This is a genomic window from Phenylobacterium sp., assembly GCF_036402295.1.
Lineage (GTDB): Bacteria > Pseudomonadota > Alphaproteobacteria > Caulobacterales > Caulobacteraceae > Phenylobacterium.
Map to the genome: position 1 here is coordinate 1 of NZ_DASWTE010000263.1, position 25,812 is coordinate 25,812.

Annotated in this window: 24 protein-coding genes; 10 read left to right on the forward strand and 14 right to left on the reverse strand. The window is 70.8% G+C overall.

All coding sequences use genetic code 11. The features are described 5' to 3' along the window. From guaB to VGD44_RS16120, 3 genes are all read right to left on the reverse strand, one after another. On the reverse strand, positions 1 to 1,164 hold a 1,164-nt coding region (guaB, locus tag VGD44_RS16110), incomplete at its 3' end, for an IMP dehydrogenase (RefSeq protein ID WP_331088900.1). 71 nt (positions 1,165 to 1,235) lie between these two features. Beyond that, positions 1,236 to 2,414, reverse strand: coding sequence for an MFS transporter (locus VGD44_RS16115; protein WP_331088902.1), 1,179 nt, complete (start codon positions 2,412 to 2,414; stop codon positions 1,236 to 1,238). Beyond that, positions 2,411 to 3,199 (reverse strand): class I SAM-dependent methyltransferase, encoded by a 789-nt coding sequence (locus VGD44_RS16120; RefSeq protein WP_331088904.1) that lies wholly within the window; start codon positions 3,197 to 3,199, stop codon positions 2,411 to 2,413. Before VGD44_RS16120 ends, VGD44_RS16115 begins: the two co-directional genes overlap by 4 nt. 81 nt (positions 3,200 to 3,280) lie before the next feature. Between VGD44_RS16120 and VGD44_RS16125 the strand changes: the two genes are divergently transcribed. Further along, the gene (locus tag VGD44_RS16125) at positions 3,281 to 4,147 is read left to right on the forward strand and encodes a LysR family transcriptional regulator (protein WP_331088906.1); all 867 of its coding nucleotides are present in this window, start codon (positions 3,281 to 3,283) and stop codon (positions 4,145 to 4,147) included. Between the two features lie 3 nt (positions 4,148 to 4,150). Here the strand turns inward: VGD44_RS16125 and VGD44_RS16130 are convergent, their stop codons facing one another. After that, entirely contained in the window at positions 4,151 to 4,591 is a 441-nt protein-coding gene (locus tag VGD44_RS16130; RefSeq protein ID WP_331088908.1) for a helix-turn-helix domain-containing protein, read from the reverse strand. Positions 4,592 to 4,667: 76 nt separating this feature from the next. On the opposite strand from VGD44_RS16130, the gene VGD44_RS16135 reads away from it, so the two are divergent. Continuing rightward, entirely contained in the window at positions 4,668 to 5,513 is an 846-nt protein-coding gene (locus tag VGD44_RS16135; RefSeq protein WP_331088910.1) for a class I SAM-dependent methyltransferase, read from the forward strand. On the opposite strand, the gene VGD44_RS16140 is transcribed toward VGD44_RS16135, so the two are convergent. Both VGD44_RS16140 and VGD44_RS16145 read right to left on the reverse strand, forming a co-directional pair. Further along, complete coding sequence (locus VGD44_RS16140) at positions 5,510 to 6,214, reverse strand: RlmE family RNA methyltransferase (protein ID WP_331088912.1); 705 nt, start codon at positions 6,212 to 6,214, stop codon at positions 5,510 to 5,512. The two genes, VGD44_RS16135 and VGD44_RS16140, sit on opposite strands and share 4 nt — an antisense overlap. Beyond that, positions 6,211 to 7,305 carry a Ppx/GppA phosphatase family protein gene (locus VGD44_RS16145; protein WP_331088914.1) on the reverse strand — a complete coding sequence of 365 codons (1,095 nt, stop codon included), beginning with the start codon at positions 7,303 to 7,305 and terminating at the stop codon, positions 6,211 to 6,213. Before VGD44_RS16145 ends, VGD44_RS16140 begins: the two co-directional genes overlap by 4 nt. A gap of 163 nt (positions 7,306 to 7,468) precedes the next feature. On the opposite strand from VGD44_RS16145, the gene hspQ reads away from it, so the two are divergent. Both hspQ and VGD44_RS16155 read left to right on the forward strand, forming a co-directional pair. Beyond that, positions 7,469 to 7,798: a heat shock protein HspQ gene (hspQ, locus tag VGD44_RS16150; protein ID WP_331088916.1), complete on the forward strand. Its 330-nt coding sequence runs from the start codon at positions 7,469 to 7,471 to the stop codon at positions 7,796 to 7,798. A 70-nt stretch (positions 7,799 to 7,868) separates the two neighbouring features. After that, entirely contained in the window at positions 7,869 to 8,702 is an 834-nt protein-coding gene (locus VGD44_RS16155) for a thioesterase family protein (RefSeq protein ID WP_331088918.1), read from the forward strand. A 24-nt stretch (positions 8,703 to 8,726) separates the two neighbouring features. Here the strand turns inward: VGD44_RS16155 and VGD44_RS16160 are convergent, their stop codons facing one another. Both VGD44_RS16160 and VGD44_RS16165 read right to left on the reverse strand, forming a co-directional pair. Then, on the reverse strand, positions 8,727 to 12,887 hold the full coding sequence (locus tag VGD44_RS16160) for a translocation/assembly module TamB domain-containing protein (RefSeq protein WP_331088920.1): 4,161 nt from the start codon (positions 12,885 to 12,887) through the stop codon (positions 8,727 to 8,729). Beyond that, positions 12,884 to 14,659, reverse strand: a complete 1,776-nt coding sequence (locus VGD44_RS16165; RefSeq protein ID WP_331088922.1) for an autotransporter assembly complex family protein — start codon at positions 14,657 to 14,659, stop codon at positions 12,884 to 12,886. The genes VGD44_RS16160 and VGD44_RS16165 overlap by 4 nt, the downstream gene beginning before the upstream one ends. A gap of 274 nt (positions 14,660 to 14,933) precedes the next feature. Here VGD44_RS16165 and VGD44_RS16170 point away from each other — a divergent pair, with 274 nt between their 5' ends. The 4 genes from VGD44_RS16170 (at position 14,934) to VGD44_RS16185 (ending at position 19,060) form a co-directional block, all read left to right on the forward strand. Beyond that, on the forward strand, positions 14,934 to 16,343 hold the full coding sequence (locus VGD44_RS16170; protein ID WP_331088948.1) for a circularly permuted type 2 ATP-grasp protein: 1,410 nt from the start codon (positions 14,934 to 14,936) through the stop codon (positions 16,341 to 16,343). After that, a complete protein-coding gene (locus VGD44_RS16175) occupies positions 16,343 to 17,287 on the forward strand; it encodes an alpha-E domain-containing protein (protein WP_331088924.1) in 945 nt (314 codons plus the stop codon). Before VGD44_RS16170 ends, VGD44_RS16175 begins: the two co-directional genes overlap by 1 nt. 14 nt (positions 17,288 to 17,301) lie before the next feature. Next, positions 17,302 to 18,291, forward strand: coding sequence for a transglutaminase family protein (locus tag VGD44_RS16180; RefSeq protein WP_331088926.1), 990 nt, complete (start codon positions 17,302 to 17,304; stop codon positions 18,289 to 18,291). Positions 18,292 to 18,448: 157 nt separating this feature from the next. Beyond that, complete coding sequence (locus VGD44_RS16185) at positions 18,449 to 19,060, forward strand: glutathione S-transferase family protein (protein WP_331088928.1); 612 nt, start codon at positions 18,449 to 18,451, stop codon at positions 19,058 to 19,060. On the opposite strand, the gene VGD44_RS16190 is transcribed toward VGD44_RS16185, so the two are convergent. From VGD44_RS16190 to pstS, 6 genes are read right to left on the reverse strand one after another with little or no spacing between them, the layout of a single operon-like run. Continuing rightward, a complete protein-coding gene (locus VGD44_RS16190) occupies positions 18,990 to 20,219 on the reverse strand; it encodes an FAD-dependent oxidoreductase (RefSeq protein ID WP_331088931.1) in 1,230 nt (409 codons plus the stop codon). The two genes, VGD44_RS16185 and VGD44_RS16190, sit on opposite strands and share 71 nt — an antisense overlap. Positions 20,220 to 20,256: 37 nt before the next feature. Beyond that, the gene (gene phoU / locus VGD44_RS16195; protein WP_331088933.1) at positions 20,257 to 20,925 is read right to left on the reverse strand and encodes a phosphate signaling complex protein PhoU; all 669 of its coding nucleotides are present in this window, start codon (positions 20,923 to 20,925) and stop codon (positions 20,257 to 20,259) included. Between the two features lie 9 nt (positions 20,926 to 20,934). After that, a complete protein-coding gene (gene pstB, locus VGD44_RS16200) occupies positions 20,935 to 21,744 on the reverse strand; it encodes a phosphate ABC transporter ATP-binding protein PstB (RefSeq protein ID WP_331088936.1) in 810 nt (269 codons plus the stop codon). Then, positions 21,741 to 22,622: a phosphate ABC transporter permease PstA gene (gene pstA, locus VGD44_RS16205; RefSeq protein ID WP_331088938.1), complete on the reverse strand. Its 882-nt coding sequence runs from the start codon at positions 22,620 to 22,622 to the stop codon at positions 21,741 to 21,743. The genes pstB and pstA overlap by 4 nt, the downstream gene beginning before the upstream one ends. Further along, positions 22,619 to 23,596 carry a phosphate ABC transporter permease subunit PstC gene (pstC, locus tag VGD44_RS16210; protein WP_331088940.1) on the reverse strand — a complete coding sequence of 326 codons (978 nt, stop codon included), beginning with the start codon at positions 23,594 to 23,596 and terminating at the stop codon, positions 22,619 to 22,621. Before pstC ends, pstA begins: the two co-directional genes overlap by 4 nt. After that, positions 23,593 to 24,630, reverse strand: a complete 1,038-nt coding sequence (gene pstS / locus VGD44_RS16215) for a phosphate ABC transporter substrate-binding protein PstS (RefSeq protein ID WP_414694677.1) — start codon at positions 24,628 to 24,630, stop codon at positions 23,593 to 23,595. Before pstS ends, pstC begins: the two co-directional genes overlap by 4 nt. A 195-nt stretch (positions 24,631 to 24,825) precedes the next feature. On the opposite strand from pstS, the gene VGD44_RS16220 reads away from it, so the two are divergent. Next, a complete protein-coding gene (locus VGD44_RS16220) occupies positions 24,826 to 25,467 on the forward strand; it encodes a DUF47 domain-containing protein (protein ID WP_331088944.1) in 642 nt (213 codons plus the stop codon). 24 nt (positions 25,468 to 25,491) lie between these two features. Next, positions 25,492 to 25,812, forward strand: a 321-nt coding sequence (locus VGD44_RS16225) for an inorganic phosphate transporter (RefSeq protein WP_331088946.1), incomplete at its 3' end; no start/stop codon positions are given.

Genomic DNA, 25,812 nt, shown 5'->3' on the forward strand with positions numbered 1-25,812 from the left:
GGAGCCCATGCCGCGGTACGACTTGTAGGAACGGCCCTGGTAGAGGAACACCTCGCCCGGGGCCTCGTCGACGCCGGCGAACACCGAGCCCATCATCGCCACCGAGGCGCCCATGGCGAGCGCCTTGGCGAGGTCGCCCGAGTACTTGATGCCGCCGTCGGCCACGACCGGCACGTCCGAGCCGGACGCGGCGCGCACGGCGTCGGCGATGGCGGTCAGTTGCGGCACACCCACGCCGGCCACCACGCGGGTGGTGCAGATGGAGCCTGGGCCGATGCCGACCTTCACCGCATCGGCGCCGGCGTCGATCAGGGCGCGGGCGCCGTCGTAGGTGGCGACGTTGCCGGCCACGATCTGCACGCGGTTGGTCTCGCGCTTCACGCGTGCGACCGCGTCGGAGACCGAAGCATTGTGGCCGTGGGCGGTGTCGATGACGACCACGTCGACGCCGGCGTCCACCAGGGCCATGGAGCGCTCGTAGCCCGCGTCGCCCACGGTGGAGGCGGCGGCGACCAGCAGGCGGCCCTGCGCGTCCTTGGCCGCGAAGGGGTGGGCCTGGGACTTCTCCATGTCCTTGACGGTGATCAGGCCGACGGCGCGGTAGTCGTCGTCGACGACGATCAGGCGCTCGATCTTGTGGCGGCGGAGCAGGTCGCGGGCCTCGGCCTGGCTCACGCCTTCCTTCACCGTCACGAGGTTCTCGTGCGTCATCAGCGCTTTAGCGGGGACATCCGAACTGCCCTCGAAGCGCATGTCACGGTTGGTGAGGATGCCGCAGAGGCGGCCCGTCTGGGGATCGACCACCGGGAAGCCGGAGATCCGGCGACGCGCCTTGATCGCCAGGACTTCGCTGAGCGGGGTGTCCGGGTTGATGGTCAGCGGGTTGATGACCATGCCGCTTTCGTAGCGCTTCACCTCGCGGACGTGGTCGGCCTGTTCGTCGACGGTCAGGTTCCGGTGCAGCACGCCGATGCCGCCGGCCTGGGCCATGGCGATGGCGAGCCGGCTTTCGGTGACCGTGTCCATGGCGGCGGACACGAGCGGGATGTTCAGACTGATTTCGCGCGTGAATCGGGTCGAGACGTCCACCTGGGTGGGCATGACGTCGGACGGGCCGGGTTCGAGCAAAACATCGTCGAAGGTGAGCCCTTCGCGAATCTCCATTGGAGTCTCCGTTTTGCGGGACGCGTATAGGGGCTCGGGCGCGCTGGGGGCAAGGGGCCTGAAGGGGGCGTTCATGCGATTACCTGCTGCTGGATCGTTGGGCTGCATCGGCGGAGGCCGAAAGTCATGGCGAACATGACGAGGCAGAGGGCGGAAGTGGCGAGCACGGCGCCCGTCGCCGAGCGCTCCAGCGCCATGGCGAAGACGGTGGGGCCGAACACCTGCGCGATGAGGGCCGGGCGGCCGAGGATCGCCGAGCGGTAGGCGTAGTTCCGCTCGCCATAGAGGCTGAGCGGCAGCACGCCCTTGGCGACCGCGAGCATGCCGTTGCCGGCCCCCTGCCCCACCGCCATGGCTGCGCCGCCGGCGCCGCCACCGAATGTGAGCAGGGCCGCGGCGCCTGTCGGGTGCATAAGTGTCGCCGTGCGGGTGGTGGCGACGGGGTTCAGCTTTCGCAGCACGGTGAACTCGAGGAAGCGCACCGTGACGGCGGCGATCCCGACCAGGCCGGCGGCGGCGGATGCCTGGGCGAGCGTCAGGCCGAAGTGGGCGAGCAGCCTGGGCAGGTGGGCGCTCATGCAGGTTGAGATGAACCAGGCGCAGGCGAACAGGATGGCAAGCTGGACCATGGGGCGATCCCAGCGGACCTCGCCGTGGGTCGCCGTGTGCTTCGGCCGGCCCTCGGTGTGGGGGCAGATCCACGCGGTGAGCGGCAGGCAGAACAGGAGCTGGACGCCGGCCCAGACGAAGCAGGCGCCGCGCCAGCCGAGCTCGTCGCCGAACCAGGCGGTGAGCGGCCAGCCCAGGGTGGAGCCCAGACCGCCGATCAGGGCGACGCCGGTGATCGGCCGGCGCGCCGCCTCGCCGTAGAGCTGCACCAGGATGGCGAAGGGCGTGGGCGACAGGCCCAGCGACTGGCCGAACCCGATCACCGCCATGGCGATGGCGAGGCCGACGCCGTCGCGGGCGAAGCCGATCAGGATGAGGCCGAGGGCAAGGACCGCATGCGACGCGAGAAGCACGGGCTTGCCGCCCCTCTCGTCGATGCGGCGGGCCACGTGGGTGGCGACCACGGCGGGCACGGCCAGCGAGAGCGAGACGGTGGCGAAGACGAAGGTCGCGGAGAGGCCGAGGTCGCGGCCGATCGCGTCGCCGAGGACGCCCATCAGGTAGAACGAGCACGCGAAGGCCACGATCTGGCCCAGGCCGAGGCCGGCCACGACGACGGCCGGCTGGCGCAAGCCGCTCATGACGCGGCCTCGAAGACGATGAAGTCGCCGCTGGTGGCCTTTTCCGCGATGGTCCCTGCCGCCAGGTCGGCGTCGATGCACGCGAAGCCTTCGGCGATCTCGGCCTCGGTGAGGTGCTCGAAGACGGAGACGGCGCGAAACTTCAGTCGGGCCACCAGATCGGCGATGTCGCCCTCGAAGGGGACCTCCATCTGCACGGACGCCACCGTGCGGAAACCCGCGGCCTCGAAGCGGGCGCAGGTCTCGGCCTCGCTCTCGAACATGGCGCGCTCGATGTCCCAGGTGCGCGGGAAGTAGCCGCGCCACCAGTGGTCGGGGATGCGGTCGCGGAAGGTGCCGCGCAGGATCAGTCGGCCGCCGGGCTTCAGGACGCGGGCGATTTCGCGCGCCGCCGCGGGCTTGTCGCTCACGTGGTGCCAGGAAAGGAACATCAGCACGAAGTCGGCTGCGGCGCCGGGCAGCGGGATCGCTTCGGCGCGACCGGCCAGGTAGGTCACCTGCGGGTGGCGGGCGCCGGCTTCGGCCGTGCGCCGCATGCCGTCGGCGGGCTCGACGCCGTGGATCGGGCCGCCGAAGGCCTCGGCCAGCGCAGGCGTGAAGCGGCCCGTTCCCGAGCCGAGGTCGACGCCCACCAGCGGCCGGCGAGCCGGCAGGTAGTCGCCGAAGGTCGTCATATAGCGCTGGATGGCCTCGGCCGGCAGGGCGCGGCCCCGGGCGTAGGTCTGGTGCTGGACCTGGTCGTAGTCGACCGGCGGGAGCGTCGGAACGGGGGGATCGGGTTCCATGACCAGCCTATGCCCGGATTGCCGTTCGGACGAAATCGACTTATTCGACGATTAATGTTCGAAAAGCTCACATCAGGACCCTTGCCGTCGCTGAACGCGCTACGCGCCTTCGAGGCGATGGCGCGGACGGGGCGGGTGACGCTGGCGGCCGAGGAACTTTCCGTTACCCACTCGGCGGTGAGCCGGCAGGTGAAGGCGCTGGAGAGGAGCCTCGGCGTGCGGCTGTTCAGCGGGCCCAAGAACCGACTGGAGCTGACGGCGGCGGGGCGAGAGCTGCTGCCGGCGCTCACCGAAGCCTTCGACCAGATCGCCTCGGCCGTGCGGCGGGTGCGGACTGGGGGCGAGGACCTGCATATCGCGGTCAACGCCAGCGTCTCGGTGAAGTGGCTGATCCCGCGCCTGGCGGGCTTCCAGGCGGCGCATCCCGAGATCCGGCTGCACCTGTCGGAGCTGGCGGCGCACGCCACCTCGCACCGCGGAGCGCAGGCGGTGGTGCGCATCGTGCCGATCAGCCGCCTTTCGGACCCCCACTGCACGGCCTTCATCCGCAATTCGCTGGGCGCGGTGATGTCGCCCGATGTGGCGGCGCGGTACGGCGACGACCCGCTACGGGCGCCGCGGCTGGCGGCGGCGACCCACCCCGAGGCCTGGCCGATCTTCGCCGAACACGCCGGTATCGAACTGCCGCCGGCCAACGAGCGGCCCTTCCCGCACGTGCACTTCGCCATGGACGCGGCGATCGCCGGCCTGGGCGCCGCGGTGGTGTCGTGGCCGCTGTGCGTGCACGAGGTCGAGGCGGGCCAGCTGGTGGCGCCGCTGGGCTTCCTGCGCTCGGGCAGCGCGTTCGCCATGCTGACCGCTCCGGGCGCCGAGACCCGCGCCCTGGACCGCTTCCGCGACTGGCTCGTGGCCGAGGGCGCGAAGACGCCGGAGCCGCCCTCGCCCTGAGGCTCAGAGCGCCTCGGCCACGAACGGCTTGCGGACGGTCGGCCAGTCGAGCTTGCCCTCGCCCGCCAGCCGCACGATGTCGCGGAAGTGCGGGCACTCGGCGTAGCTCGGCGCCGGACAGGCCGCCGCGTGACGCAGGCCGTCGCGCATGGCGACGAGGCGCCGGATGGTGTCGTCCAGCTCGTCGGCCTTGGCGGTGAGGCGGCTCCGGTCGATCCGTGGACGGCCGCTGGCGTCGAACATCTCGCCGATCTCGTCGAGGGTGAACCCGGCCGCCCTTCCGAGCGAGATCAGCGCCAGCCGTTCCAGCACCGAGGGGTCGAACAGCCGTCGCAGGCCACGCCGGCCGATGGACGCGATGAGTCCCTTCTCCTCGTAGAAGCGCAGGGTCGACGCGGGAACCCGCGCCCGCCGGGCCACTTGGACGATATCCAGGTCACTCATCGCTTGACCTCAAGTTCACTTGAACTTGCAGACTGCGCCGGTCCCTCCCCGGACGCAACCCGCAAGGAGCGCTTCCATGTCCGTCACCGCAGCCCCCAACCGCGACCAGGCCGCCCTCTGGAACGACACCGGCGGCAAGACCTGGGTCGAAATGCAGGCCCTCCTCGACCGCATGCTGCAGCCGTTCGCCGACCGCCTGACGGCCGACGCCTTCCCCGGCGAGGGCGGCTGGGTGCTGGACATCGGCTGCGGCGCCGGCGCGACGACGCTGGCGATGGCGCGGCGGGTGGGACCGAAAGGCCTGGCGCTCGGCGTCGACATCTCCGGCCCACTGGTGGCCGCCGCCAAGGCGCGCGCCGAGGCCGATGGGCTGGAGCAGGCCGGCTTCGTGGAGGCCGACGCCCAGGCCTACCGCTTCGACCCCGGGGCGTTCGACGCGGCGATCTCGCGGTTCGGCGTGATGTTCTTCGACGATCCCGAAGCCGCCTTCGCCAACATACGCAAGGGCTTGCGGCCCGGCGGGCGGCTGACCTTCGTGGCTTGGCGCAGCCCGATGGAGAACCCGTTCATGATCGCGGCCTTCCAGGCGGCAGCGCCGTTCCTGCCGGCGATGCCGCCGCCGGACCCGAACGCACCGGGCCAGTTCGCCTTCGCCGACGGCGCGAAGGTGCGGCGTATCCTGGAGGCCAGCGGCTGGCGCCACGTGGACGTGGCCCCGCTGGACGTGGAGGCCGAGGTCGCCGAGGCCGACCTGCTGACCTACGCGACCAGGCTCGGCCCCGCGGGCCTGGCGCTGCGCGACGCCGACGAGGGCCTGAAAGCGCGGGTGGCCGAGGCGCTGGAGACGGCCTTCCGGCCCTACGTCCAGGACGGCGCGGCCCGCTTCACGGCAGCTTGCTGGCTCGTGACGGCGGTGGCCTAGCGGCCCTTGAAGCCCGTGGCGACGAAGAAGACCTCGGACGAGTCCTGACGGCTGGCCTTGGGCTTGATGTTGCGGACGTCGGTGAAGTGGCGCTTGAGGTGCGCGATCAGCCGGTCCGAGCCGCCGCCCTGGAACGCCTTGGCCACGAACGACCCACCGGGCTTCAGCACCTCGATGGCGAAGTCGATGGCCGCCTCGATCAGGCCGACGATCCGCAGGTGGTCGGTCTCGCGGTGGCCGATGGTGTTGGGCGCCATGTCCGACAACACCACGTCCGGCGGGCCGCCCAGGAGCTCGATGAGCTTCGGGCCGCAGGCGGGGTCGGTGAAGTCCATCTGCAGGATGTGGGCGGGCGGCAGCGGATCGACCGGCAGCAGGTCGACGCCGACGATGTCGGTGACGCCGCGCTGGATGGCCACCTGGGTCCAGCCGCCCGGCGCGAGGCCCAGGTCGACCACCTTGGCCCCCTTGCGGAACAGGCGGACGCGGTCGTCGATCTCGGTGATCTTGAAGGCCGCGCGGCTGCGGTAGCCCAGAGCGCGGGCCTTGGCGGAGAAGGGGTCGTTGATCTGACGCTCGAGCCAGGCCTGCTGGCTGGGCGTGCGCTCCTTGGCGGTCTTCAGGCGCGCGGGCTTGCCGCGGCCGCCTTCCTGGCCGCCCGTCGGCGGCTTCACCATGCGCTTGCGCGGCGGCTCGTTCATTCGGCCGCTATCGCACGTTTCGCACCCGGTTTGCGACGGCGCTTGCGGCGACGGCGGCCGGCGCGTTCCGACATCAGCGACAGGAGGACGCCCTCGCGCAGGCCGCGGTCGGCGACGCGGACGCGGTTGCAGGGCCACAGCTCCTGCACCGCCTGCAGGATCGCCGCGCCCGCCAGCACCAGGTCGGCGCGATCGGGGCCGATGCACGGCTGTGCGGCGCGCTCGGAGGCGCTGAGCGCCAGCAGCTTGCCGGCGGCGGCGTCGCAGTCGTCGCGGCTCATCCAGATGCCGTCGACCCGGTTCCGGTCATAGCGCGGCAGGCGCAGATGCATGCCGGCCAGGCTGGTGATGGCGCCGGAGGTGCCGATGAGATGGGCGCGGTCGGCGTCGAACACCGGCTTCATGGGATCGGCGCGGCGGAAGGCGCCGATCTCGCCCTTCACGTGGTCGACCATCTGGCGGAACCAGCCCTCGGTCGCGACCTCGCCCTCGGGGAAGCGCTCGGCCAGGGTGACGACGCCGATCGGGATCGACAGCCAGGCGCGGACGGGCGGAATGCCGTTAGGGCCCTGCGGCGCGCCCTTGAGGTCGACCCAGGAGAGCTCGGTGGAGCCGCCGCCCACGTCGACGACCAGCGCGGCCTCATGGCGGTCGTCCAGCAGGTTGAGGCAGCCGGTGACCGACAGGCGCGCCTCTTCCTGCGGGGAGATGATCTGCAGCTTGACGCCGGTCTCGTTGGCGACGCGGTTCACGAAGGCCTGGCCGTTCGTGGCCATCCGGCAGGCCTGGGTGGCGATGGCGCGGAACTTCACCACCTTGCGGCGGCGCACTTTCTCGCCCGAGACCCGCAGCGCCGCCAGGGCGCGGTCCATGGCCGCATCCGAGAGGCGGCCGCTCTGCGAGAGCCCCTCGCCCAGCCGCACGATACGCGAATAGGCCTCCAGCACGCGGAACCCGTGGGCCGTGGGCGTGGCGATCAGCAGGCGGCAGTTGTTGGTGCCAAGGTCGAGCGCAGCGTAGCAAGCCTGCTCGCCCAATGGCTTCCCCCGGCCGTCGCTCCTCGGCCCGGGCGCGCGCGGCACCTCATTCATGGACTTCTTTCCGTCCTACGCAGACGCCTCCGTCCCCAGGAAGCGCCTCATTTCGAGGCGACCTTAGCAAGTGCGGCCAGCGCCCGGAAGACGACGGTTGAATGACGGACATGCGGCATTACGTTCACCTTCCAGTCAGAGACGAGGGTTTAGATTCGCGGTCATGAGCACGCGACTCGCCAAATTTACGATCGGCCAAGTCGTCCGCCACCGCGTCTATCCGTTCCGGGGCGTGATCTTCGACGTCGACCCAGTGTTCTCGAACACCGAGGAATACTGGCTGTCGATCCCGGAACACATCCGGCCGCACAAGGACCAGCCCTTCTACCATCTGCTCGCCGAGAACGACGACAGCGCCTACGTCGCCTACGTCTCCGAGCAGAACCTCGAGCTGGACGAGACCGGACAGCCGGTGGGCCACCCGCAGGCGTCGCTGATCTTCGACGGTTTCAACGAAGGCCAGTACCACCTGCGGCCCGGCATCGGGCACTAGGACCGCAACGCCGCTCGCCCGTTACCCCACGGGTAATTGCGCAGCTGGCCGCGCGCCCCATGCTGCGGCGATGAACGCCCAGCCGATCGCCGACGCCGCCCTGCATCCCTTCGACACCGCCACCGCCCTGGACTGGGTGGGCCCTGGCCACGCCATCGGGCGCACCAGCCCCGCCTACTGGGCGTTCGTGGGGCCGTTCGGCGGGTTCACGGCGGCGGTGCTGCTGCGCGCAGTGCTGGAACACCCGGACGCTGCAGGCGATGCGCTCGCGATCACCGTCAACTATTGCGCGCCGCTGGAGGAAGGCCCGTTCGACCTGGAGGTCGCCTGCCAGCGGGCGAACCGCTCGACCCAGCACTGGAGCGTGACCCTGACCCAGGGCGGCGGCGCGGCGGTGGCGACCGCGAGCGTCGTGCTGGCGGCCCGGCGCGACAGCTGGTCGCACCAGCCGGCCGTGGCGCCGGTCGTGACGGCGTTCGAGGCGACGCCGGTCTACGCGGGGACCAATACGGCGAAGTGGCCCGCGCAGTACGAGTTCCGCTTCGCCGCGGGCGCGCCGGACCTGGGCGGCGGTCAGATCCCGGGGCCGACCCGCTCGGAGCTGTGGATTTCGGATGCGAGACCGCGGACGCTGGACGTGCTGTCGCTGACGGCCATGGGCGACGCCTTCTTCGGCCGCATCTTCCACGCCCAGCGCGGGATCGTGCCGTTCGGGACGGTGTCGATGACCACCCACTTCCATGCGAGCGCTGAGGAGCTGGCGGCGGACGGCGCCGCAAGTGTGCTGGGCGTGGCCGACGCGCGGACCTTCCACCGCAGCTACGGCGACCAGAGCGGCGAACTGTGGTCGCCCGAAGGCCGGCTTCTGGCGACGACGACGCAGGTGTTCTACTTCAAGGCCTAGCGGTAACCCGCGGGAAACACGACGCTAGTAGTCCCGTCGCCAGCGGATCGCCAGGCGGTTGCCGGACTGGCCGGCGAGGCGGGAGAGGATCGAGAGGTTCTTGCGGATCCGCCATTCCACCTGCGCCGACGGCCCCTCGCGGCCGCCGCCGGTGAGCTCGAGGTAGATATCGTCGGTCAGATACTTGCCGCCCGAGACAGTGACGCCGGAGGCCTGGTCGCCGCCGAAGGCCAGGCGGTCGAGGCCGGCGAAGGTGCGCAGGTTGCCGATCACGTCGAAGCCGCCGCCGCCTGCCAGCGAGGACAGGGCAGAGGCGAGCTGCGCCGCCTCCACCGCCGAGAGCTGCGACGCCGAGCGGCCGAACAGCACTACGGCCAGCACCTCGTCGTTGGGCAGCGCCGGCGAGGACGTCAGCGTGATCTCCGGGCGGGCCGCTGTGCCGCGGATGCGCACGGTGACGGTCAGCGACGGGTCCTCGCGCACGGCGTCCAGCTGCAGGCGCATGCTCTGCAAGCGGCTGGAGAGATACACGACGCCTCGGTCGTCGAACTCGAAGCGCTTGCCGGCGAACTCGTAGTCGCCGCGCACGATGCGGGCGGTCCCGGAGAGCTCGGGCCGCGTGGTGGTGCCGCCGACATGGGCGTCCAGCGACAGCTCGGCGTCGAGGCCCCGGCCGCGCAGGAAGATCCGCCGCGGCGCGCGCAGCTTCACGTCCAGCGCCCAGCCGTCGCCGCGACGCAAGCGCGGCGGCAACGCCGATGGCAGGTCGCCTGGGCGGTTGATCTCGATGACGTCCATGGCGACGACCCCCGTCGGGATCGGCGGGTCGGCGGCCACGTCGGCGCGGTCGATGGTGAGGTCGCCGCTGAGCTTCACCTGGCCGTCGGCGGCGCGGTTGATGGTGGCCTGGCCGCTGGCTGAGGCGCTGGCGACCTCGTTGTCGATCAGCCGGAAGCCGCGCAGGTCGAGCCGGAAACTCGAGACGCCGTCGCGCAGCAGGCTCACCCGGCCCTGCCCGCTCACCTGGCCGCCGCGGCCGTCGACACCGCGGGCCTCGGTGACGTTCACCGCGCTCTCATCGAACACGGCCTTCAGCGTCACATCGCGCAGGGTGAGCCCGGTGCCGCCGTCGTCGAAGCGGCCCTGCTCCACGGAGACCTGTCCTGAGGCGCGCGGCGCAGCAAGCGTGCCGGCGATGGTCCCCTCGGTGCGGACGTAGCCGGCGAGCGCACGCTCACCGCCGATGGCGACTTCCCAGAGCGGGCGCACCTCGCCCTCGGCGAAGAAGCGGCCGCGCATGGGCCGTTGGCGGGCGATGGCGACGCGGAACGGCCTGGCCGAGGCCTCGGTCGGCAGGATGAGGTTGGCGTTGGCGCGCAGGCCCTGCTCGTTGCGGGTAGCGACGTCGAGGGTCAGCGTCTGGTCGGCGAGGTTGGCCTTCAGCGTCCCGTCCATGCCCTGGGCGGCAGGGGTGCCCTTGCCGCGAGCGTCGTCGAGCTGGGCGTTCAGGGTTCCGGCCAGTTGCTGGCCGCGGCCCTGCAGCGAGAGCGTGGCGTCCACCCGGCCGTCGAGGTCGGCGTTGAAGATGTTGAGGCCCAGCTCGGCGACGCGGGCGTCGATATCGGCCTCCTCGCCGCGCAGGGCCGCGTCGAGATCGAGGCGCCCGCCGTCCGACCCGGCCAGGCGCACGCGCGCCGACTGGTTCGGCCCGCCGAAGCGGAACGCAGCGGTCTCGGTGGTGTGCAGGTCGCGGCCGCCCAACGTGCCCTTCCCGTCGAAGGTGGTGAGCCAGCCGGGCTTCTGGTCGTCGAGCACGCCGCGGCCGTCGACGGTCCAGGCGCCCTGCCCCGACGTTCCGCGTGCGTCGAGCACGAACGGCAGGCGCTCCAGCGGCCCGTCGGCGGTGAGGCGCGCCTGCCGCAGCAGGACGTCGGAGCGGCCTTGGCGGACGTTCTGGGCGGTGAGGTTGAGGGTCGCGCGGGCGCCACCCGGGGCGTCGACGATCTTCGCGGTTCCCGCAATGCGGCCGGCGTCGAGGAAGGCGCCCTTCTCCACCGTCAGCGTCAGGTCGGCGGCCGAGGGGCTGCGGGCGCGCAGGGACAACGAGCCGCCGGCCTTCAGCCCGCCGGCGTCGACCGAGAGCTCGGTGAGGTCGACGCCGCCGCGCGGGAAGCGGAAGTCTGACTTCGCCCGCGCCGGACCGTAGGCGCTGGCCGCGGTGGCCGCGATGGCCCCGCTGGAGCCGTCGGCCTGACGCAGGAAGCTGAGCGTGACGTGGGCGTCCTTCAGCGGCAGGCGCGGCACGTCGATCTGGTCGATGTCGGCCACCAGGTCGAGGCGCGGGGCCGAGAGCGTGCCGGTGACGCCGCCGGTCCCCTTGGCGCGGCCGGTGATCTCGACAGGGCCGGCGCGGAACGGGCCCGAGGCGTTCCAGTCGGCCTTGAAGGCCAGCGCGCGGGTCTTCTCCATTACCCCGGCGGCGCTGGCGTCGAGGGCGGCGCCGTCCAGGGTGGCCTCGGCGACGGCCAGGCGGCCGGCCTGCCAGTTGGCCTGCATCTCGAGCCGCGGCTTGGGGCCCAGCAGGCGGTCGAGCTCGGCCATGCCGACGGCGAAGCGGTCGCCGCGGGCGTCGAGGGTGAAGGTCCAGGGCGCGCCGATACGGGCCTGCGCCGCCTGCCAGTCGACCGCCGCGCCGCCGGACGCGCCAAGCCGCGCCTCAGCGAGGTTCGACACCTGGGCCTTGCCCTTGAAGTTGAGCCCGCCCAGCAGGCCGCGACCGCCGCTGGCCTGCACCTTGAGGCCACGGCCGGCAAGGTCGAGGCGCTTGAGCAGCATCTGGCCGTTGGCGAGGCGCTCGCCTTCGAACACCGCGGTGGGCGCGCCGCCCAGCAGGGCCGCGACGAACCCCTGCCCGCGGCCGCCGGCGCCCGCCAGCTGGGCCTTCAGGGCGTAGCCGGCCTTGCTGCGCGAGAGCTCGATCGGCCCGGAGACCCGCGCCAGGCCGTAGCCGCCGCCGACCGCCGCGTCATTGACCGCGCCCGAGCCGGTGAACCGCCAGTCGCTGCCGTTCGCCGTCACGAGGCCCGTGATCCGGGCCGGCCCTAACTTCGGCCCGCCGGTGATGCGCGACAGCGAGGCGGCCTGGGCGTCGACCCGCACCTGCGACAGCCGCCGCTTGCCGAGGTCGCCTGGCCCCCAGGCGTGCAGGGTGAGCGCCTCGGAGCGCAGCTTGGCGTCCAGGGCATAGACCCCCGGCCCGCTCTTGCGCCCGCCAATCCCGAAGCGGACCTCGCCGCCGAAGCGTTCAGCCAGCCCGGCGGTCAGGGTCGAGGCGGTGAGCAGCAGCCGCCCGCCCGCGTCGCCACCCTGCGGGTTCCAGGCGCCCTGCGCCACCAGCGGCGCGACGGTCCCTGATGTGGCGACCGCGGTGAAGCGGCCTTGCGAGCTGGTCCCGTCGGCCCGGGCCTCGAGGCGGAACGGCTGGTTGGGCGCGAGGCCGAGCGCGCCGGCGAGCGCACCGCCGCGCGCCTCCTCGGCGTCCGCGACCAGCCGGAGCGGCCCCTTGCCGCCAAGCGCGAAGTCCAGGTCCAGGTGGTCGCCAGGGTGGAGCACACTCTTCGCGTTCAGCTTCCCGGACCGTCCGCCCTTGCGCTCGACGTCGAGGCCCAGGCGCACGTCGTAGACGCCGCGGGTGTAACTGAACGCCGGCTCGAGGAAGAGCCGCGTGCGGGCTTCGTCGATATGGAACGAGACGGGCAGGCCACGGTCCTTGCCCTTGGGCGCCAGTGTCGGGCGGCGGATGAGGCGGATGGACTCGGCCTCGACCAGGTCGGCGTCGAACCTGCGTCTGAGAAGTTCCACGTAACGCCATGTGAGATGGACATTTTTCGCTTCTAGCCAGACGCCCTTCTCGTCGCGGATGGTGAGCCGGCGCACGCGGGCGTCGCGCCAGATGTCGCCGGAGAGCCCCTCGATCTTCATCCGGCCGAAGCGGCCGATCTTGAGGCCGTCGGTGCGCGCCTCGATCAGGATCCGCGCCTGCGGCAGCAGCACGCCGTAGCGCAGGGTCGCCACCGCGCCCACCAGCAGGAGGAGCAGCGTCAGCGCCACCACCACGATCGCCTTCGGAAGCGCCGAGCGCTTCAGGACCTCCGGGACGGCCGGTTTTTCCTCAGCCTCGCTCAAAAGCTCTGTCCGATGCTGACATAGACCTGGAACGGCGCCTCGCCGCGGCGCTTGACCACAGGCGTGGCGATGTCGACGCGGATCGGCGCGAAACCCAGGTTGTAGCGCACGCCGAAGCCCGCCCCGACGGCGAGGTCCATGAAGTCGACCGCCCCGCTGGACCCGACGGCGCCGGCGTCCACGAAGGCGGCGAAGCCCCACTTCGGCGTCAGGTCGCGACGCACCTCGAAGGCCGACTCGAAGAGGAAGACGCCGCCGCGGGGCGTGTTGTCGTCCAGCCTGGGCCCCACGGCCTGGTACGGGAAGCCGCGCACCGAGCCGCCGCCGCCGGCGTAGAAGCGCTGCGAGGCCGGGATCTGGTCGACCGTGCCGTTGAGAATCCGTCCCAGGCGCAGCCGCCCGGCCAGCACCGTCTTCGCCTGCTTGTCCAGCGGCTGGTAGTAGATGCCCTGCGCCACCGCCCGCAGGTACGGCAGGTTGGTGTCGCCGACGATCAGCGTGGGTTCGAGCCGCGCGCTCAGCCGCCAGCCGCTGGTGGGGTTCAAGGGGTCGTTGGACCTGTCGAGCAACAGGTCGGCCAGGGTGCCGATCGTCACCAGGTCGCGCCCGAGGGTGGTGAGCGTGCCGGCCTTCAACTCCTCGGTCTGGCTGAGGTCGAGCGAAGCGCCGACGGTCACGTAGGACGTGCGGCCGTAGCGGCGGGTGATGTCCGCCTCCACGCCGACGCCGGTCTCGTCATAGGCGTCGGTGCGCACGCGATAGGCCGCCGCGGTGGTCTTCAGCGTCTGCTGCGGCCGGCGCCAATGCGGTAGCGACACCTGGGCGCCCGCCCGGCTGTCACGCGTGGAGAGCTGACCGAACAGGGCGAGCGTGTCCGCCCGGCGCAGGCGGTTGTAGTGCGTCCAGCGCACGTTCACGCCCAGGCCGTCGGCGGTGTCGTAGCTGGCCCCGCCCTCGATACTGCGCCGGGCGCGCTCGGAAAGGCTGACCACCACCGGCCGCAGCCCGTCGGGTGTCGCCTTCTCGGGGGGCGCCAGCGCCACGGTGACGCTATCGTAGACGCCGGTGTCCAAGAGCCGCCGCTCCAGCTCGGCCACGTCCTTGGGGTCATAGCGCTCTCCCGAGGTCCAGGGCGCGAGGCGGCGCAGCCAGGCGGGTCTGATGCGTCCGCCCTGGGTGATGTCGAGCCCGTCCAGCCGCACGAGGCGCCCGGCGACGATCTTGTAGGTGGGGCGCACGGTATGATCCGCATGGTCGACGATCACGTCGCGCGGCTGGGAAAGGGCGTCGGCGTAGCCGCGATCCTGCAGGGTGGCCACGATCCGGCCCTCGGCGGCCACCACGTCGCCGGCCCGACCAGGCGCGCCGGGCGTGAGGGCCACGGCGCCGCGGGCGGCGGACGCCGTCTCCGCGTCGGGCTGCTCGCCCTGCCAGGCGATGGCCGCTTCCCCCAGCACGAAGCGCCTGCCGGGGGTGATCCGCACCAGGGGGCGCGGCGGGTCGGCCTCGCTGACGTCGGGCTCGACCACATAGGCGAAGTAGCCCTCGGAGCGCAGGACCGCGATGGCGTCCTCGGCGGCGGCGCGGGCGCGCCTTCGGGCCTCGAAGCGGTTCTCGATGGGGCGGTCGGTCTCGCCGATCACACGTTCCATGTTCGCGCGCAGCTCGGGATCGAGCTCGCCCTCGATCACCGCACGAGGATCGGCATGCTCGGCTGCAGCCGGACTGCAGATGACCGCCGAGGCGGCGACGGCGATGAGCAGTCGACCCAACCTACAGAATCCTTGCCCGCGCCCCGTCAGACCGTGTAGCCCGCGCCTCCCCTTCCTGTCATCCGGAGCCGGCGCCCAATCCTTAGGCAGTCGCTGCGTGGCCTGGGCGGCCCGGACGAATTTCGAGGTCCGGCTATCGGCGCGGCCGTAAGCGTCCTACAGATTTGAAGTTCGTACGGCGGGAAGCGTGGAATCCATCGTGAGCGTCAAGCGGGACGAGCCGGTCCAGGAGATCGAGACCCCGGTGGGGCCGACGGCCAGTCCGTACGACGAGATGCTGACGCCCGACGGCCAGGTGCGCCCGCACTACGCGGCCCTCGACGTCCGCCTCTCGACGCTGTCGCCCGACGAGCTGGCCGAGCGCCAGCGGACTCAGGAGCGGTTCTTCCTCCTGCAGGGCATCACCTTCACCGTCTACGGCGCCGAAAGCTCGACCGAGCGGATCATCCCCACCGACATCCTGCCGCGCATCATCCCGGGCGCGGAGTGGGCGCGCATCGAGGCCGGCCTGACCCAGCGCCTGCGCGCGCTGAACATGTTCCTGGCCGACATCTACTCCGAGCAGCAGATCCTGATGGACGGGGTGGTGCCGCGCGAGCTGGTGCTGAACGCGCCCAGCTACCGGCGAGAGATGCAGAACCTCTACGTGCCGCACAAGGCCTACGCCAACGTCTGCGGCTCGGACCTGATCCGCCAGGAGAACGGCGAGTTCGCGGTGCTGGAGGACAATCTGCGGGTCCCGTCCGGCGTGTCGTACATGCTGGCCAACCGCGAGGCCTCGCGCCGCGTGTTCCCGGGCACCTTCCGGGCGGCGGGCGTGCGTTCGATCGACCGCTATCCCGACCTGCTGCTCGCGACGTTGAAGAGCATGGCGGCCGACTGGCGGCCCAATCCGCAGGTCGTGGTGCTGACGCCGGGGGTCTACAACTCGGCCTACTACGAGCACGCCTACCTGGCCCGGCTGATGGGCGTGCCGCTGGTCGAGGGCCGCGACCTCGTGGTGCACGACAACATGGTCTACATGCGCACCACCACGGGCCTGCGCCGGATCGACGTGGTCTACCGCCGCGTGGACGACGACTTCATCGACCCTCTCACCTTCCGGCGGGACTCGTCGCTGGGCGCCGCGGGCCTCTTCAACGCCTACCGGGCCGGCAATGTGGTGATCTGCAACGCGCCCGGCACCGGCGTGGCCGACGACAAGGCGGTCTACGCGTACGTCCCGGAGATCATCAAATACTACCTGGGCGAGGACGCGATCCTGCCCAACATCGAGACCTTCCTGTGCCGCGAGCCGTCGCAGCTCAGCCACGTGCTGGCCAACCTGGACAAGCTGGTGGTCAAGGCCGTGGGCGCCTCGGGTGGCTACGGCATGCTGGTGGGACCGCACTCCACCCGGGCCCAGCAGGACGCCTTCGCCGAGGCGCTCAGGGCCGATCCCGAGAACTACATCGCCCAGCCGACCATCCAGCTCTCCACCGCGCCGTGCCTGATCGACCATGCGGTCGAGGCCCGACACGTGGACCTGCGGCCCTTCATCCTGTCGGGCGAGAAGATCGTGGTGACGCCGGGCGCGCTGACCCGCGTGGCGCTGCGCAAGGGCTCGCTGGTGGTCAACTCCAGCCAGGGCGGCGGGTCCAAGGACACCTGGGTGCTGAGCGACGGAAAGGGTGACCGCCCATGATGCTCGCCCGGGTCGCCGACAGCCTCTACTGGATCGGCCGCTACGTGGAGCGGGCCGAGCACATGTGCCGGCTCTCGGACGTGATGCTCTCGGCCACCTTGGACCGCTCGGAAGCGGCCACCCAGGTGGCGCGGATCGCGCTGGCGGCGGTGGGCGACCCAGACGTCGCCAAGGCCAAGACGCCGTACGACGCCGCGCTGGCGCTGACGCTGGCCAGGGACGACGACGGCTCGATCCTGTCCTCCATTTCGCGGGCCCGCGAGAACGCCCGGCAGGTGCGCGACCAGATCACCACCGAGACCTGGGAGCGGCTGAACCTCATCTACCTGCGCATGAGCGACCCGGAGGCCGGCAAGTCGTTCGCGGAGGGCAGCCAGCTCTTCCTGCACGACACCATCGCCGACCTGCACCTGTTCAAGGGGGCCGGCGACGCCACCATGAGCCACGGCGAGGGCTGGAGCTTCCTGTTGCTGGGCGTCTACCTGGAGCGGGCGCAGCTGATCGGCTCGCTCCTGGAGGTGGTGTTCGGCGAGGGCCGCAAGCGGCGGCCGGTGGGCGACCACTTCGCGCTGACCAGCGTGCTGCGAATGGGCTGCGCCCTGGAGCCCTACCTGCGCGTCTACACGGCCGAGATGCAGCCGCGCTACATCCTGCAGTTCCTGCTGCTCGACGAGGACTTCCCGCGCTCGATCCGGTTCTGCACCCATGAGATCGAGGCGCACCTGTCGGCGATCATCCGCCACGCCGGCCTAGCCGGCAGCGTGGGCCCCGACCGCCTGGCCGGGCGCCTCAGGGCCCGCATGCAGTACGCCGACCTGGACGAGATCGAGGTGCAGGGGGCCAGCGCCTTCCTGAAGACCGTGCTGGACGAGTGCGCCGCCATCCACCGCAGCCTCTACGACGCCTTCGTCGCCTACCCGCTCGAAGACCGGCTGCCCGCGTAAGGAGATCCCGGACCGTGCTGCTCGAGATCCGCCACGTCACCCAATATCGCTACGCCACCTGGGTGCGCGAAAGCGTCATGGAGCTGTGGATGCAGCCGCAGAAGAGCGTCCGTCAGCGGCTGGTCAGCTTCGACCTCGACCTCGACCCGGCAGCGCAGGTGTTCAGCTACGCCGACAGCTTCGGCAACGCCGTCTACCACTTCGACGTGCCCCAGCCGCACGACCGCCTGTCGATCACCGCCCGCTCGGCGGTGGAGACCCAGGCCCCGCCGCCCGTTCCGGACCACCTGGACCTGGGCGAGTGGGACCGGCTGCGCTCGGAGTTCCTGAAGGGCGAGTGCTTCGACTATCTGCGGCCGCACGGCTTCGCCCGCGAGAGCGACGCGCTGCACAGGTACATGACGGACCACGACATCGACGGCCTTCGCGAACGCGACCCGCTGACGGCGCTGAAGGTGCTGAACACGACGATCTACGACTCGTTCGGCTACGCGGCCGGCGTCACCCGCGCCGACAGCCCCATCGACGACGTGCTGAAGGCCCGCAAGGGCGTCTGCCAGGACTTCGCCCACGTGATGATCGCCATCTGCCGGTCCTGGGGCATCCCGGCGCGGTACGTGTCGGGCTACCTGTTCACCGACCGCAAGCACGGCGACCGCTCCGACCCGGATGCGACCCACGCCTGGGTGGAGGTGTTCCTGCCCAGCCTGCGCTGGATCGGCTTCGATCCCACCAACAACACGCCCGCCACCGAGCGCCACGTGGCCTGCGCCGTGGGTCGCGACTACTCCGACGTGCCGCCGTCGCGCGGGGTCTACAAGGGCGAGGTCGAGAGCCACCTGGCTGTAGGCGTGTCGGTCCGCAAGGCGCGCGCCGCGATCACGGAGCCAGAGTTCCTGCGCGTCTCGCCGATGGCCCGCGGCGGCCAGGTCGCGCGCCGCATGCAGGGCTCGAACTACCAGCACCAGCAGCGGCTGCACCAGATGCAGCAGCAACAGCAGTAAGGCGCTGCGGCGGGAGAGCGCTCTTGCGACGACGCTCTGGCCCACCGTCCTGGACGGGGCCCGGAGTGGGCGCGCCGGTGGGTCGTCGTAGCCCGCCGCAGCGGTCACAATTTATGCGCTTCACGAACTTCCCGCCACCGGCGTGGGTTCAAGCGCCATGAACCTGACCCTCTACTTCATTCCCGGCCGCTCGTGGCTGCCGCGCTGGCTGCTGGGTGAGATGGGCGAGCCGTTCGAGCTCGTCACCCTGGACGCCGAGGCGGGCGAGCACCGCAAGCCTCCCTACCTGGCCGTGAATCCGCTCGGCAAACTGCCGGCGCTGGTGGTCGACGGGCGCGTCATGACCGAGACGGCGGCGATCTGCCTGTTCCTGGCCGACCTGCGGCCCCGGCTACACCTCGCGCCCGCGATCGGCGACCCGGACCGGGGCCGTTACCTGAGCCTGATGGTCCATGCCAGCACGGCGCTGGAGCCCTCGGTGAGCGACGTGCTGCTGAAGCGCCAGTCCGACCGGCTGATGGTGGGGTGGAACCCGCTGAAGGACGAGCTGGCGTTCGTGGAAGGTCACCTGGGCCGCGGGCCCTACCTGTTCGGCGGCCGGTTCACCGCGGCCGACGTGATGATCGGCGGCGTGCTGATCTGGGCGAGCCAACTGCAGATCAAGCTGACGCCGGCGCTGGACGGCTACGTGGCGCGGCTCATGTCGCGGCCGCAGCTGGCGCGGCTCTTCGCCGAACAGGGCCCGCTGCCGACCGCGAAGGCGAGCTGAACAGGGTGGCGATCGTGGCGACCGCGGATTCGGACTCCGCCCGGTCGGGCGTCTCGTTGGCGTCGTTGTAGCCGTAGGACTCGTCCGGCCCCAGCACCTGCACGCCCAGGCCGTCGCGGCGCGAGACGGTGGCGACGCCGCGGTACATGACGCCGTAGGTCACCTCGGGCTGTGGGATCAGCCAGGCGATCTGGCCGCGCACCGGCACGACCGTCTCGTCCTTCCAGAGCGCCCGGGCGCCGTAGCCTGTGCAGTCGATGATCACCTTCTGCTTCAGCACCGCCAGCTCGGACGGCGCATGGAACTCCACCGTCTCAACGCGTCCGCCGCCAAGCAGGAAGTCGGTCATCAGCGTGTGGCCGTAGGCGTTGATGTTGAACATCGGCAGCGTGGCGCGGCGCACGAAGCGGGTGGGGAACGGGTGCTGGCCGGGCTCCAGGGGTTCGGAGCGCGGGGTGAGATCGCGGACGCGTTCATCGTAGTGGGCGAAGCCCATCGGGTCGGCGCCAGGTCCGGTCATCGGCGTGTCCGAGACCATGTAACGGTGTGTCCACTCCACGGGCGCGTCCGCCAGGCCCAGGTACTGGCGGTGCATGTGGAACGACCTGCGCGCCATCTCCTCCCAGCGCGCGGCGAAGCCCGGATCGACCGAGCCCGCGAGCGCGATGCGGCTGTCGGGCGACCAGACACCGGTGGCGCGCGCCGAGCGGGTGTCGGCGATGCGGTCCTTGGCGTAGATCGTCACCCGCGCCCCGGCCCGCTGGGCCACGGTGGCGGCGGTGAGGCCCAGTGCCCCACACCCGATCACCGCAATGTCGCGCTCGCCGCCCGCCAGCGCCGTCTTCACGGCGATCAGCGCCGAGCCCCAGCCCAGCGACCAGCCCGAGCCGCCGTGGCCGTAGTTGTGCACCACCAGCTTGTCGCCCACCGTTTCGGCGTCCATGCGCGGGCCGGCGGCGCGAAAGGGCCGCAGGCAGACCGTGACGCCCATGATCCGGTCGGCGCGGGCCAGGACGGGCGCCAGCGCGGGCGGTTCGCGGAAGGCGGGTGTGGCAGGCGCCTCGCCGGCGGTCGTCGCGCAGCCGCCGAGGAGGCCCAGACCGCCCAGGGCGGCCGAGCGTTGCAGGAATTGTCGCCTGTGAGAGTCGAGCGTCGCCATGGCCGCCACCTTCGGCGACGTCGGCGGCCTCGCGCAACTAGAGCTTCGGGCGCTCGGTGAGGTCGGCGCCGGTGATCTGGTAGTAGACGAGCTCGGCGATATTGGTCGCGTGGTCGCCGATCCGCTCCAGGTTCTTGGCGATGAACAGGAGGTGCGTACCGTCCTCGATAGCGGCGGGGTTCGCCACCATGCCCGCCACGATCTCGCGCAGCACGCTGTCGTGGCGCTCGTCGATCTCGGTGTCCTTCAGCCACACCGAGTAGGCGCCCTGGGCGTCGGCGCCGCGGTAGGCGTTGACCGCGGCGGCCAGGCGTTCGGCCGCCATCTGGCCCAGCTCTGCGATCGGCGCGGCCTGATTTTCGGAGGCCGCGGCGCTCATGCGGCCCACCCGCTTGCCGATGTTCTTGGCGAGGTCGCCGCAGCGTTCGAGCTGCATCGCGATCTTCATGGCCGCGATCGCCCGGCGCAGGTCGTCGGCGACCGGCTGGTGCAGCGCGATGAAGCCGACGGCGCGCTTCTCGATCTCGGCGTCCTGGAGGTCGAGGGCGTCGTCGGCGCGCACAACCTTGGCGGCGTCGGCAAGGTCGTGGCGAACGAACACGTCGATGGAGGCGCGCACCTGCGCCACCGCCAGGTCGCCCATGGCCGCCACGGCGTGCGACAGGCCGCCGAGGCCCGTGTCGACGGACTTGAGGGTATGCTCCATCGAACGCTCCTAGCCGAACCGGCCGGTGATGTAATCGCGGGCCCGGGTGGTGACCGGGCTGGTGAACAGCTGCTCCGTCTCGCCGAACTCGACCAGCTTGCCCAGGTACATGAACCCGGTGTGGTCCGACAGGCGCGCGGCCTGGCCCATGTTGTGGGTGACGATCACGATCGTGTAGTCGCGCTTGAGCTCGGCGATGGTCTCCTCGAGCCGCGCCGTCGAGATCGGGTCGAGCGCAGAGGCCGGCTCGTCGAGCAGCAGGACCTCGGGCTTCACGGCGATGCCGCGGGCCACGCAGAGACGCTGCTGCTGGCCGCCCGAGAGCGAGAGGCCGGACTCGCGCAGCTTGTCCTTCACCTCGTCCCAGAGGGCGGCGCGGCGCAGGCTCTCCTCGACCCGGTTGGCGAGGTCGGGCTTGGAGAGCTGTTCGTAGAGGCGCACGCCGTAGGCCACGTTGTCGAAGATCGACATCGGGAACGGGGTCGGCTTCTGGAACACCATGCCGACCCGGGCGCGTAGCGTGGCGACGTCGACGCGCGGTCCCAGCATGTCCTCGCCGTCCAGGATCACCTGACCCGTGGCCTTCTGACCCGGGTAGAGGCTGTACATCCGGTTGAGGACGCGCAGCAGGGTAGACTTGCCGCAGCCCGAGGGTCCGATCAGCGCCGTCACCGCGTTTTCCGCGAAGGCCACGCTGACGTCGAACAGCGCCTGCTTGCCGCCGTAAAAGAAGTTCAGGTCCTTGATCGTCAGCTTGACGATCTCGGGCGGGAGCGCGAGGACCGCGGTCTCCTGCGGGGTTTCGACTTGCACGTTCATGAGCGGCTGGGCTCCCGGGCGAGGATGCGGGCCACGACCGTCACCGTCAGCACGGTGGCGGCGATGAGGAGCGCGCCGGCCCAGGCCAGGCGCCGCCAGTCATCGTAGGCGGAAAGGGCGAAATTGAAGATCACCACCGGCAGGTTGGCCGTGGGCTGGGTCAGGTCGAGGCTGAAGAACTGGTTGTTCAGCGCCGTGAAGAGCAACGGCGCGGTCTCGCCGCTGATGCGGGCGAAGGCCAGGAGCGCTCCCGTCAGCATGCCGGCGCGAGCCGACTTCCAGATCACCGCCATGATCGTCCGCCACATCGGCGCGCCCAGGGCCACGCTGGCCTCGCGCAGCGCCACCTGCTGCAGACGCAGCACGTCCTCGGTGGTGCGCGTGATCACGGGCGCGGCGATGAGGGCCAGGGCCACGGCGCCGGCCAGGCCCGAGAAGTGCCCGATCCCGCGGTGGACCAGGACTTCGTAGATGAACAGGCCGACCAGGATCGACGGGGCCGAGAGCAGGACGTCGTTCAGGAAGCGGATGACCTTGCCGTAGTGGCTGTCGCGGGCGAACTCCGACAGCCACGTGCCGGCGAGCACGCCGATGAACACCGCGCCGATCATGGCCACGACGCACATCATAATCGAGCCGAGGATGGCGTTCATCAGGCCGCCCACCGAGCCCGGCGCCGGCGTCGACTTGGTGAAGATGTCGAGGTCGAGACCGCCGCCATCCGGCTTTAGGAACCCGCCGATCCCCTGGCTCAGCAGCGACCAGAGGATGGCCGCCAGCGCGACGATGGCGACCGCCGTCGCCACCCAGCAGAAGGTGAGGAAGGCGTACTCGCTGATGCGGCGGCTGAGCCGTGGAGCTGCTGCTGCGACGGTCATAGGTTGGTCTGCCGTCCGATGAGCAGCCGCGCGAGAGCCAGGACTGCGAAGGTGATGATGAAGAGCACGAGACCCAGGGCGATCAGGGACGCCGTGTGCAGCTCACCCGTGGCCTCGGCGAACTCGTTGGCGATCGTCGAGGCGATGGTCGAGCCGGACGCGAAGATCGAGGTGGGGAAACCGTGCGCGTTGCCGATGATGAAGGTGACGGCCATGGTCTCGCCCAGCGCGCGGCCCAGGCCCAGCATCACCGCCCCGATGGCGCCGGTGCGGATGTAGGGCAGGCTCACCTTGCGGATCACCTCGAAGGTGGTGGAGCCCAGTCCGTAGGCGCTCTCGCGCACCTGGGCCGGGATGGTGTTCAGGAGCTCGCGCATGGTCGCGGCGATGAACGGCAGGATCATGATCGCCAGGATGATCGAGGCCGTCAGGATGCCCGCGCCGTTCGGCACACCGGCCGTGATCTTCTCCCACAACGTGCCGGGCTTGGCCGACATCATGATCGGCATCTGCACGGTCTTGGCGAACCAGGGCGCGAACACGAACAGGCCCCACATGCCGTAGACGATGGAGGGGATGCCCGCGAGCAGCTCCACCGCCGTGCCGATCGGCCGGCGCAGGATCGGCGGGCAGAGCTCGACGAGGAAGATCGCGATCCCGAGGGCGAGCGGCAAGGCGAAGACCAGGGCCAGCGTAGCCGAGATCAGCGTGCCGGCCACCGCTCCGGCCGACCCGTAGATCTCCTGGACGGGATCCCACTCGGCGCTGGTGAAGAAGTTCAGGCCGAAGGCGGCGAAGGCCGGCCATCCGCCGATGGCGAGCGAGATCACGATCCCGCCCAGCGCCGTCAGCAAGAACGTGGCGGCGCTGAAGCAGAGGATCTCGAAGGCGCGGTCCAGCGTGGCGCCGCGCGCAGAGCGCGGCGGCGGCGCCGGCCCCACCGTCGCCTGGGCGTCGACAGCCGTTGTGGTCATTGGGCGGCCGGCGTGTAGACCGGCTTGCCGTCGGGGCCGACGATCGAGGTCCAGCTCTGGCGGACCTGCGACTTCAGCGCCGCCGGCAGCGGCACGTAGGCCAGCTCGCTCGCGGCCGCGTCACCCTTGTCATAGGCCCAGTCGACGAAGCTCAGCACCGCCTTGCCGTTCGCCGCGTCGGCCTGGTTCTTGTGCATCAGCACGAAGGTGGCGCCGGTGATCGGCCAGGCGTTCGCGCCCGGCTGGTTGATCAGCAACAGGTAGAAGCCGGGGGCCTTGGTCCAGTCGGCGCCGGCCGCGGCGGCGGCGAAGGCCTCCGCCGTCGGGGCCACGAACTGGCCGGCGGCGTTCTGCAGGCTCGCGTGCGGCAGGCTGTTCTGCTTGGCGAAGGCGTACTCGACGTAGCCGATCGCGCCCGACGTCTGCTTCACGAAGGCCGAGACCCCGTCGTTGCCCTTGCCGCCCAGCCCGGTCGGCCACTTCACCGCGTCGCTGGCCCCCACCGACGTCCATTGCGGCGCGACCGCGGTGAGGTAGCTGGTGAACAGGAAGGTGGTGCCCGACCCGTCCGAGCGGTGCACGACGGTGATCGGCAGGTTCGGGAGGGCCACGCCCGGGTTCAGCGCAGCGATCGCCGGCTCGTTCCACTTCTTGACCTTGCCGAGGAAGATGTCGGCAAGCACTGGACCGGTCAGCTTCAGCTGGCCGGGCTGCACCCCCGGCACGTTGACGATCGGCACCACGCCCCCGATCACGGTGGGGAACTGCGCGAGGCCGTCGGCGTCCAGCTCCTCGGGCTTCAGCGGCTTGTCGCTGGCGCCGAAGGCCACGGTCTTGGCCTTGATCTGCTTGATGCCGCCGCCCGAGCCGATGGCCTGATAGTTCAGCGTCAGGCCGGTGTCGGCCCTCTGCAGCTCGGCCCACTTGGCGTACAGCGGCGCCGGGAAGGTCGCGCCTGCGCCGGAAATCTGCGCGCTGGCCGCCGGGGCCTTGCCGTCAGCCGCCTTCTGATTTTGCTGGCCGCAGGCCGTCAGAGCCAGGCAGGCCGCCACACCGATCACGATCTTCCGGAACACACGCCACCTCCAGGCTGGGCGATCTTCCGGTGGCTCTACGCGGGCTATGTGACACTTCGACCAAGGATTTGCGACACTTCGATGACGGTCGCGCCGAACCACGCTAAGAGGCCACCGCAACGATAACCCGCCGCAGCCGACAGAGGTCTCAAGGTGAACTGGTTCCAGGCCCTCATGCCCAAGGAGGGCCGCTTCTTCGACCTGTTCGAAAGCCACGCCGCGACCCTGACGCAAGGCGCGCGTTCGCTCCACAAGCTGCTCGAGGGCGGACCGGAGACGCCGATCCACGCCAAGGCCGTGGCCGACCATGAGAACCGCGCCGACGACATCACCCGCGAGGTGATGCTGCTGGTGCGTCGGACCTTCATCACGCCCTTCGACCGGGCCGACATCATCGACCTCGTGAGCTCGATGGATGACGCCATCGACCAGATGCACAAGACGGCCAAGGTGACCGGACTGTTCGAGCAGCGCGTCTTCCAGCCCGACATGGTGCGCCTGGGCGAGGTGATCGTCCGCACGGCCGATCTGACGGCCGAGGCCGTGCCGCTGCTGCGCGCCATGAAGAACAACGCCGCCCGCCTCAACGCCATCACCGAACAGGTGACGCAGCTGGAGGAGGAGTCGGACCACCTCTACGACGCCGGCATCGCGGCGCTGTACCAGAACGTCGGGAAGACCGACCCCATGGCTTACATCGTGGGCGCCGAGATCTACGACCACCTCGAGAAGGTGGTCGACCGCTTCGAGGACGTGGCCAACCGGATCAGCGGCGTGCTGATCGAACACCTCTAGGCCCGCCGCATGGAAATCGCCGGGATGAGCTTGCTGCTCATTTTCCTGATCTTCGTGGCGCTGGCGTTCGACTTCCTGAACGGCCTGCATGATGCCGCCAACTCGATCGCGACCGTCGTCTCGACCCGGGTCCTGTCGCCGCGCGTGGCCGTGGTCTGGGCGGCGTTCTTCAACTTCATCGCGTTCCTGTTCTTCGGGCTGCACGTGGCGAACACGGTCGGCAAGGGGATCATCTCGGCCGACATCATCTCGGACGCGGTGATCTTCGGGGCCCTGGGCGGCGCGATCAGCTGGAACGTGATCACCTGGCTGGCGGGCATCCCGTCGTCCTCGTCGCATGCCCTC

Bases quoted from the DNA above. Each gene is read 5' to 3' on its own strand.
- VGD44_RS16115 (WP_331088902.1), bottom strand. From the start codon at position 2,414: ATGAGCGGCTTGCGCCAGCCGGCCGTCGTCGTGGCCGGCCTCGGCCTG.
- VGD44_RS16120 (WP_331088904.1), bottom strand. From the start codon at position 3,199: ATGGAACCCGATCCCCCCGTTCCGACGCTCCCGCCGGTCGACTACGAC.
- VGD44_RS16130 (WP_331088908.1), bottom strand. From the start codon at position 4,591: ATGAGTGACCTGGATATCGTCCAAGTGGCCCGGCGGGCGCGGGTTCCC.
- VGD44_RS16135 (WP_331088910.1), top strand. From the start codon at position 4,668: ATGTCCGTCACCGCAGCCCCCAACCGCGACCAGGCCGCCCTCTGGAAC.
- VGD44_RS16140 (WP_331088912.1), bottom strand. From the start codon at position 6,214: ATGAACGAGCCGCCGCGCAAGCGCATGGTGAAGCCGCCGACGGGCGGC.
- VGD44_RS16145 (WP_331088914.1), bottom strand. From the start codon at position 7,305: ATGAATGAGGTGCCGCGCGCGCCCGGGCCGAGGAGCGACGGCCGGGGG.
- hspQ (WP_331088916.1), top strand. From the start codon at position 7,469: ATGAGCACGCGACTCGCCAAATTTACGATCGGCCAAGTCGTCCGCCAC.
- VGD44_RS16155 (WP_331088918.1), top strand. From the start codon at position 7,869: ATGAACGCCCAGCCGATCGCCGACGCCGCCCTGCATCCCTTCGACACC.
- VGD44_RS16170 (WP_331088948.1), top strand. From the start codon at position 14,934: ATGCTGACGCCCGACGGCCAGGTGCGCCCGCACTACGCGGCCCTCGAC.
- VGD44_RS16175 (WP_331088924.1), top strand. From the start codon at position 16,343: ATGCTCGCCCGGGTCGCCGACAGCCTCTACTGGATCGGCCGCTACGTG.
- VGD44_RS16185 (WP_331088928.1), top strand. From the start codon at position 18,449: ATGAACCTGACCCTCTACTTCATTCCCGGCCGCTCGTGGCTGCCGCGC.
- VGD44_RS16190 (WP_331088931.1), bottom strand. From the start codon at position 20,219: ATGGCGACGCTCGACTCTCACAGGCGACAATTCCTGCAACGCTCGGCC.
- phoU (WP_331088933.1), bottom strand. From the start codon at position 20,925: ATGGAGCATACCCTCAAGTCCGTCGACACGGGCCTCGGCGGCCTGTCG.
- pstB (WP_331088936.1), bottom strand. From the start codon at position 21,744: ATGAACGTGCAAGTCGAAACCCCGCAGGAGACCGCGGTCCTCGCGCTC.
- pstA (WP_331088938.1), bottom strand. From the start codon at position 22,622: ATGACCGTCGCAGCAGCAGCTCCACGGCTCAGCCGCCGCATCAGCGAG.
- pstC (WP_331088940.1), bottom strand. From the start codon at position 23,596: ATGACCACAACGGCTGTCGACGCCCAGGCGACGGTGGGGCCGGCGCCG.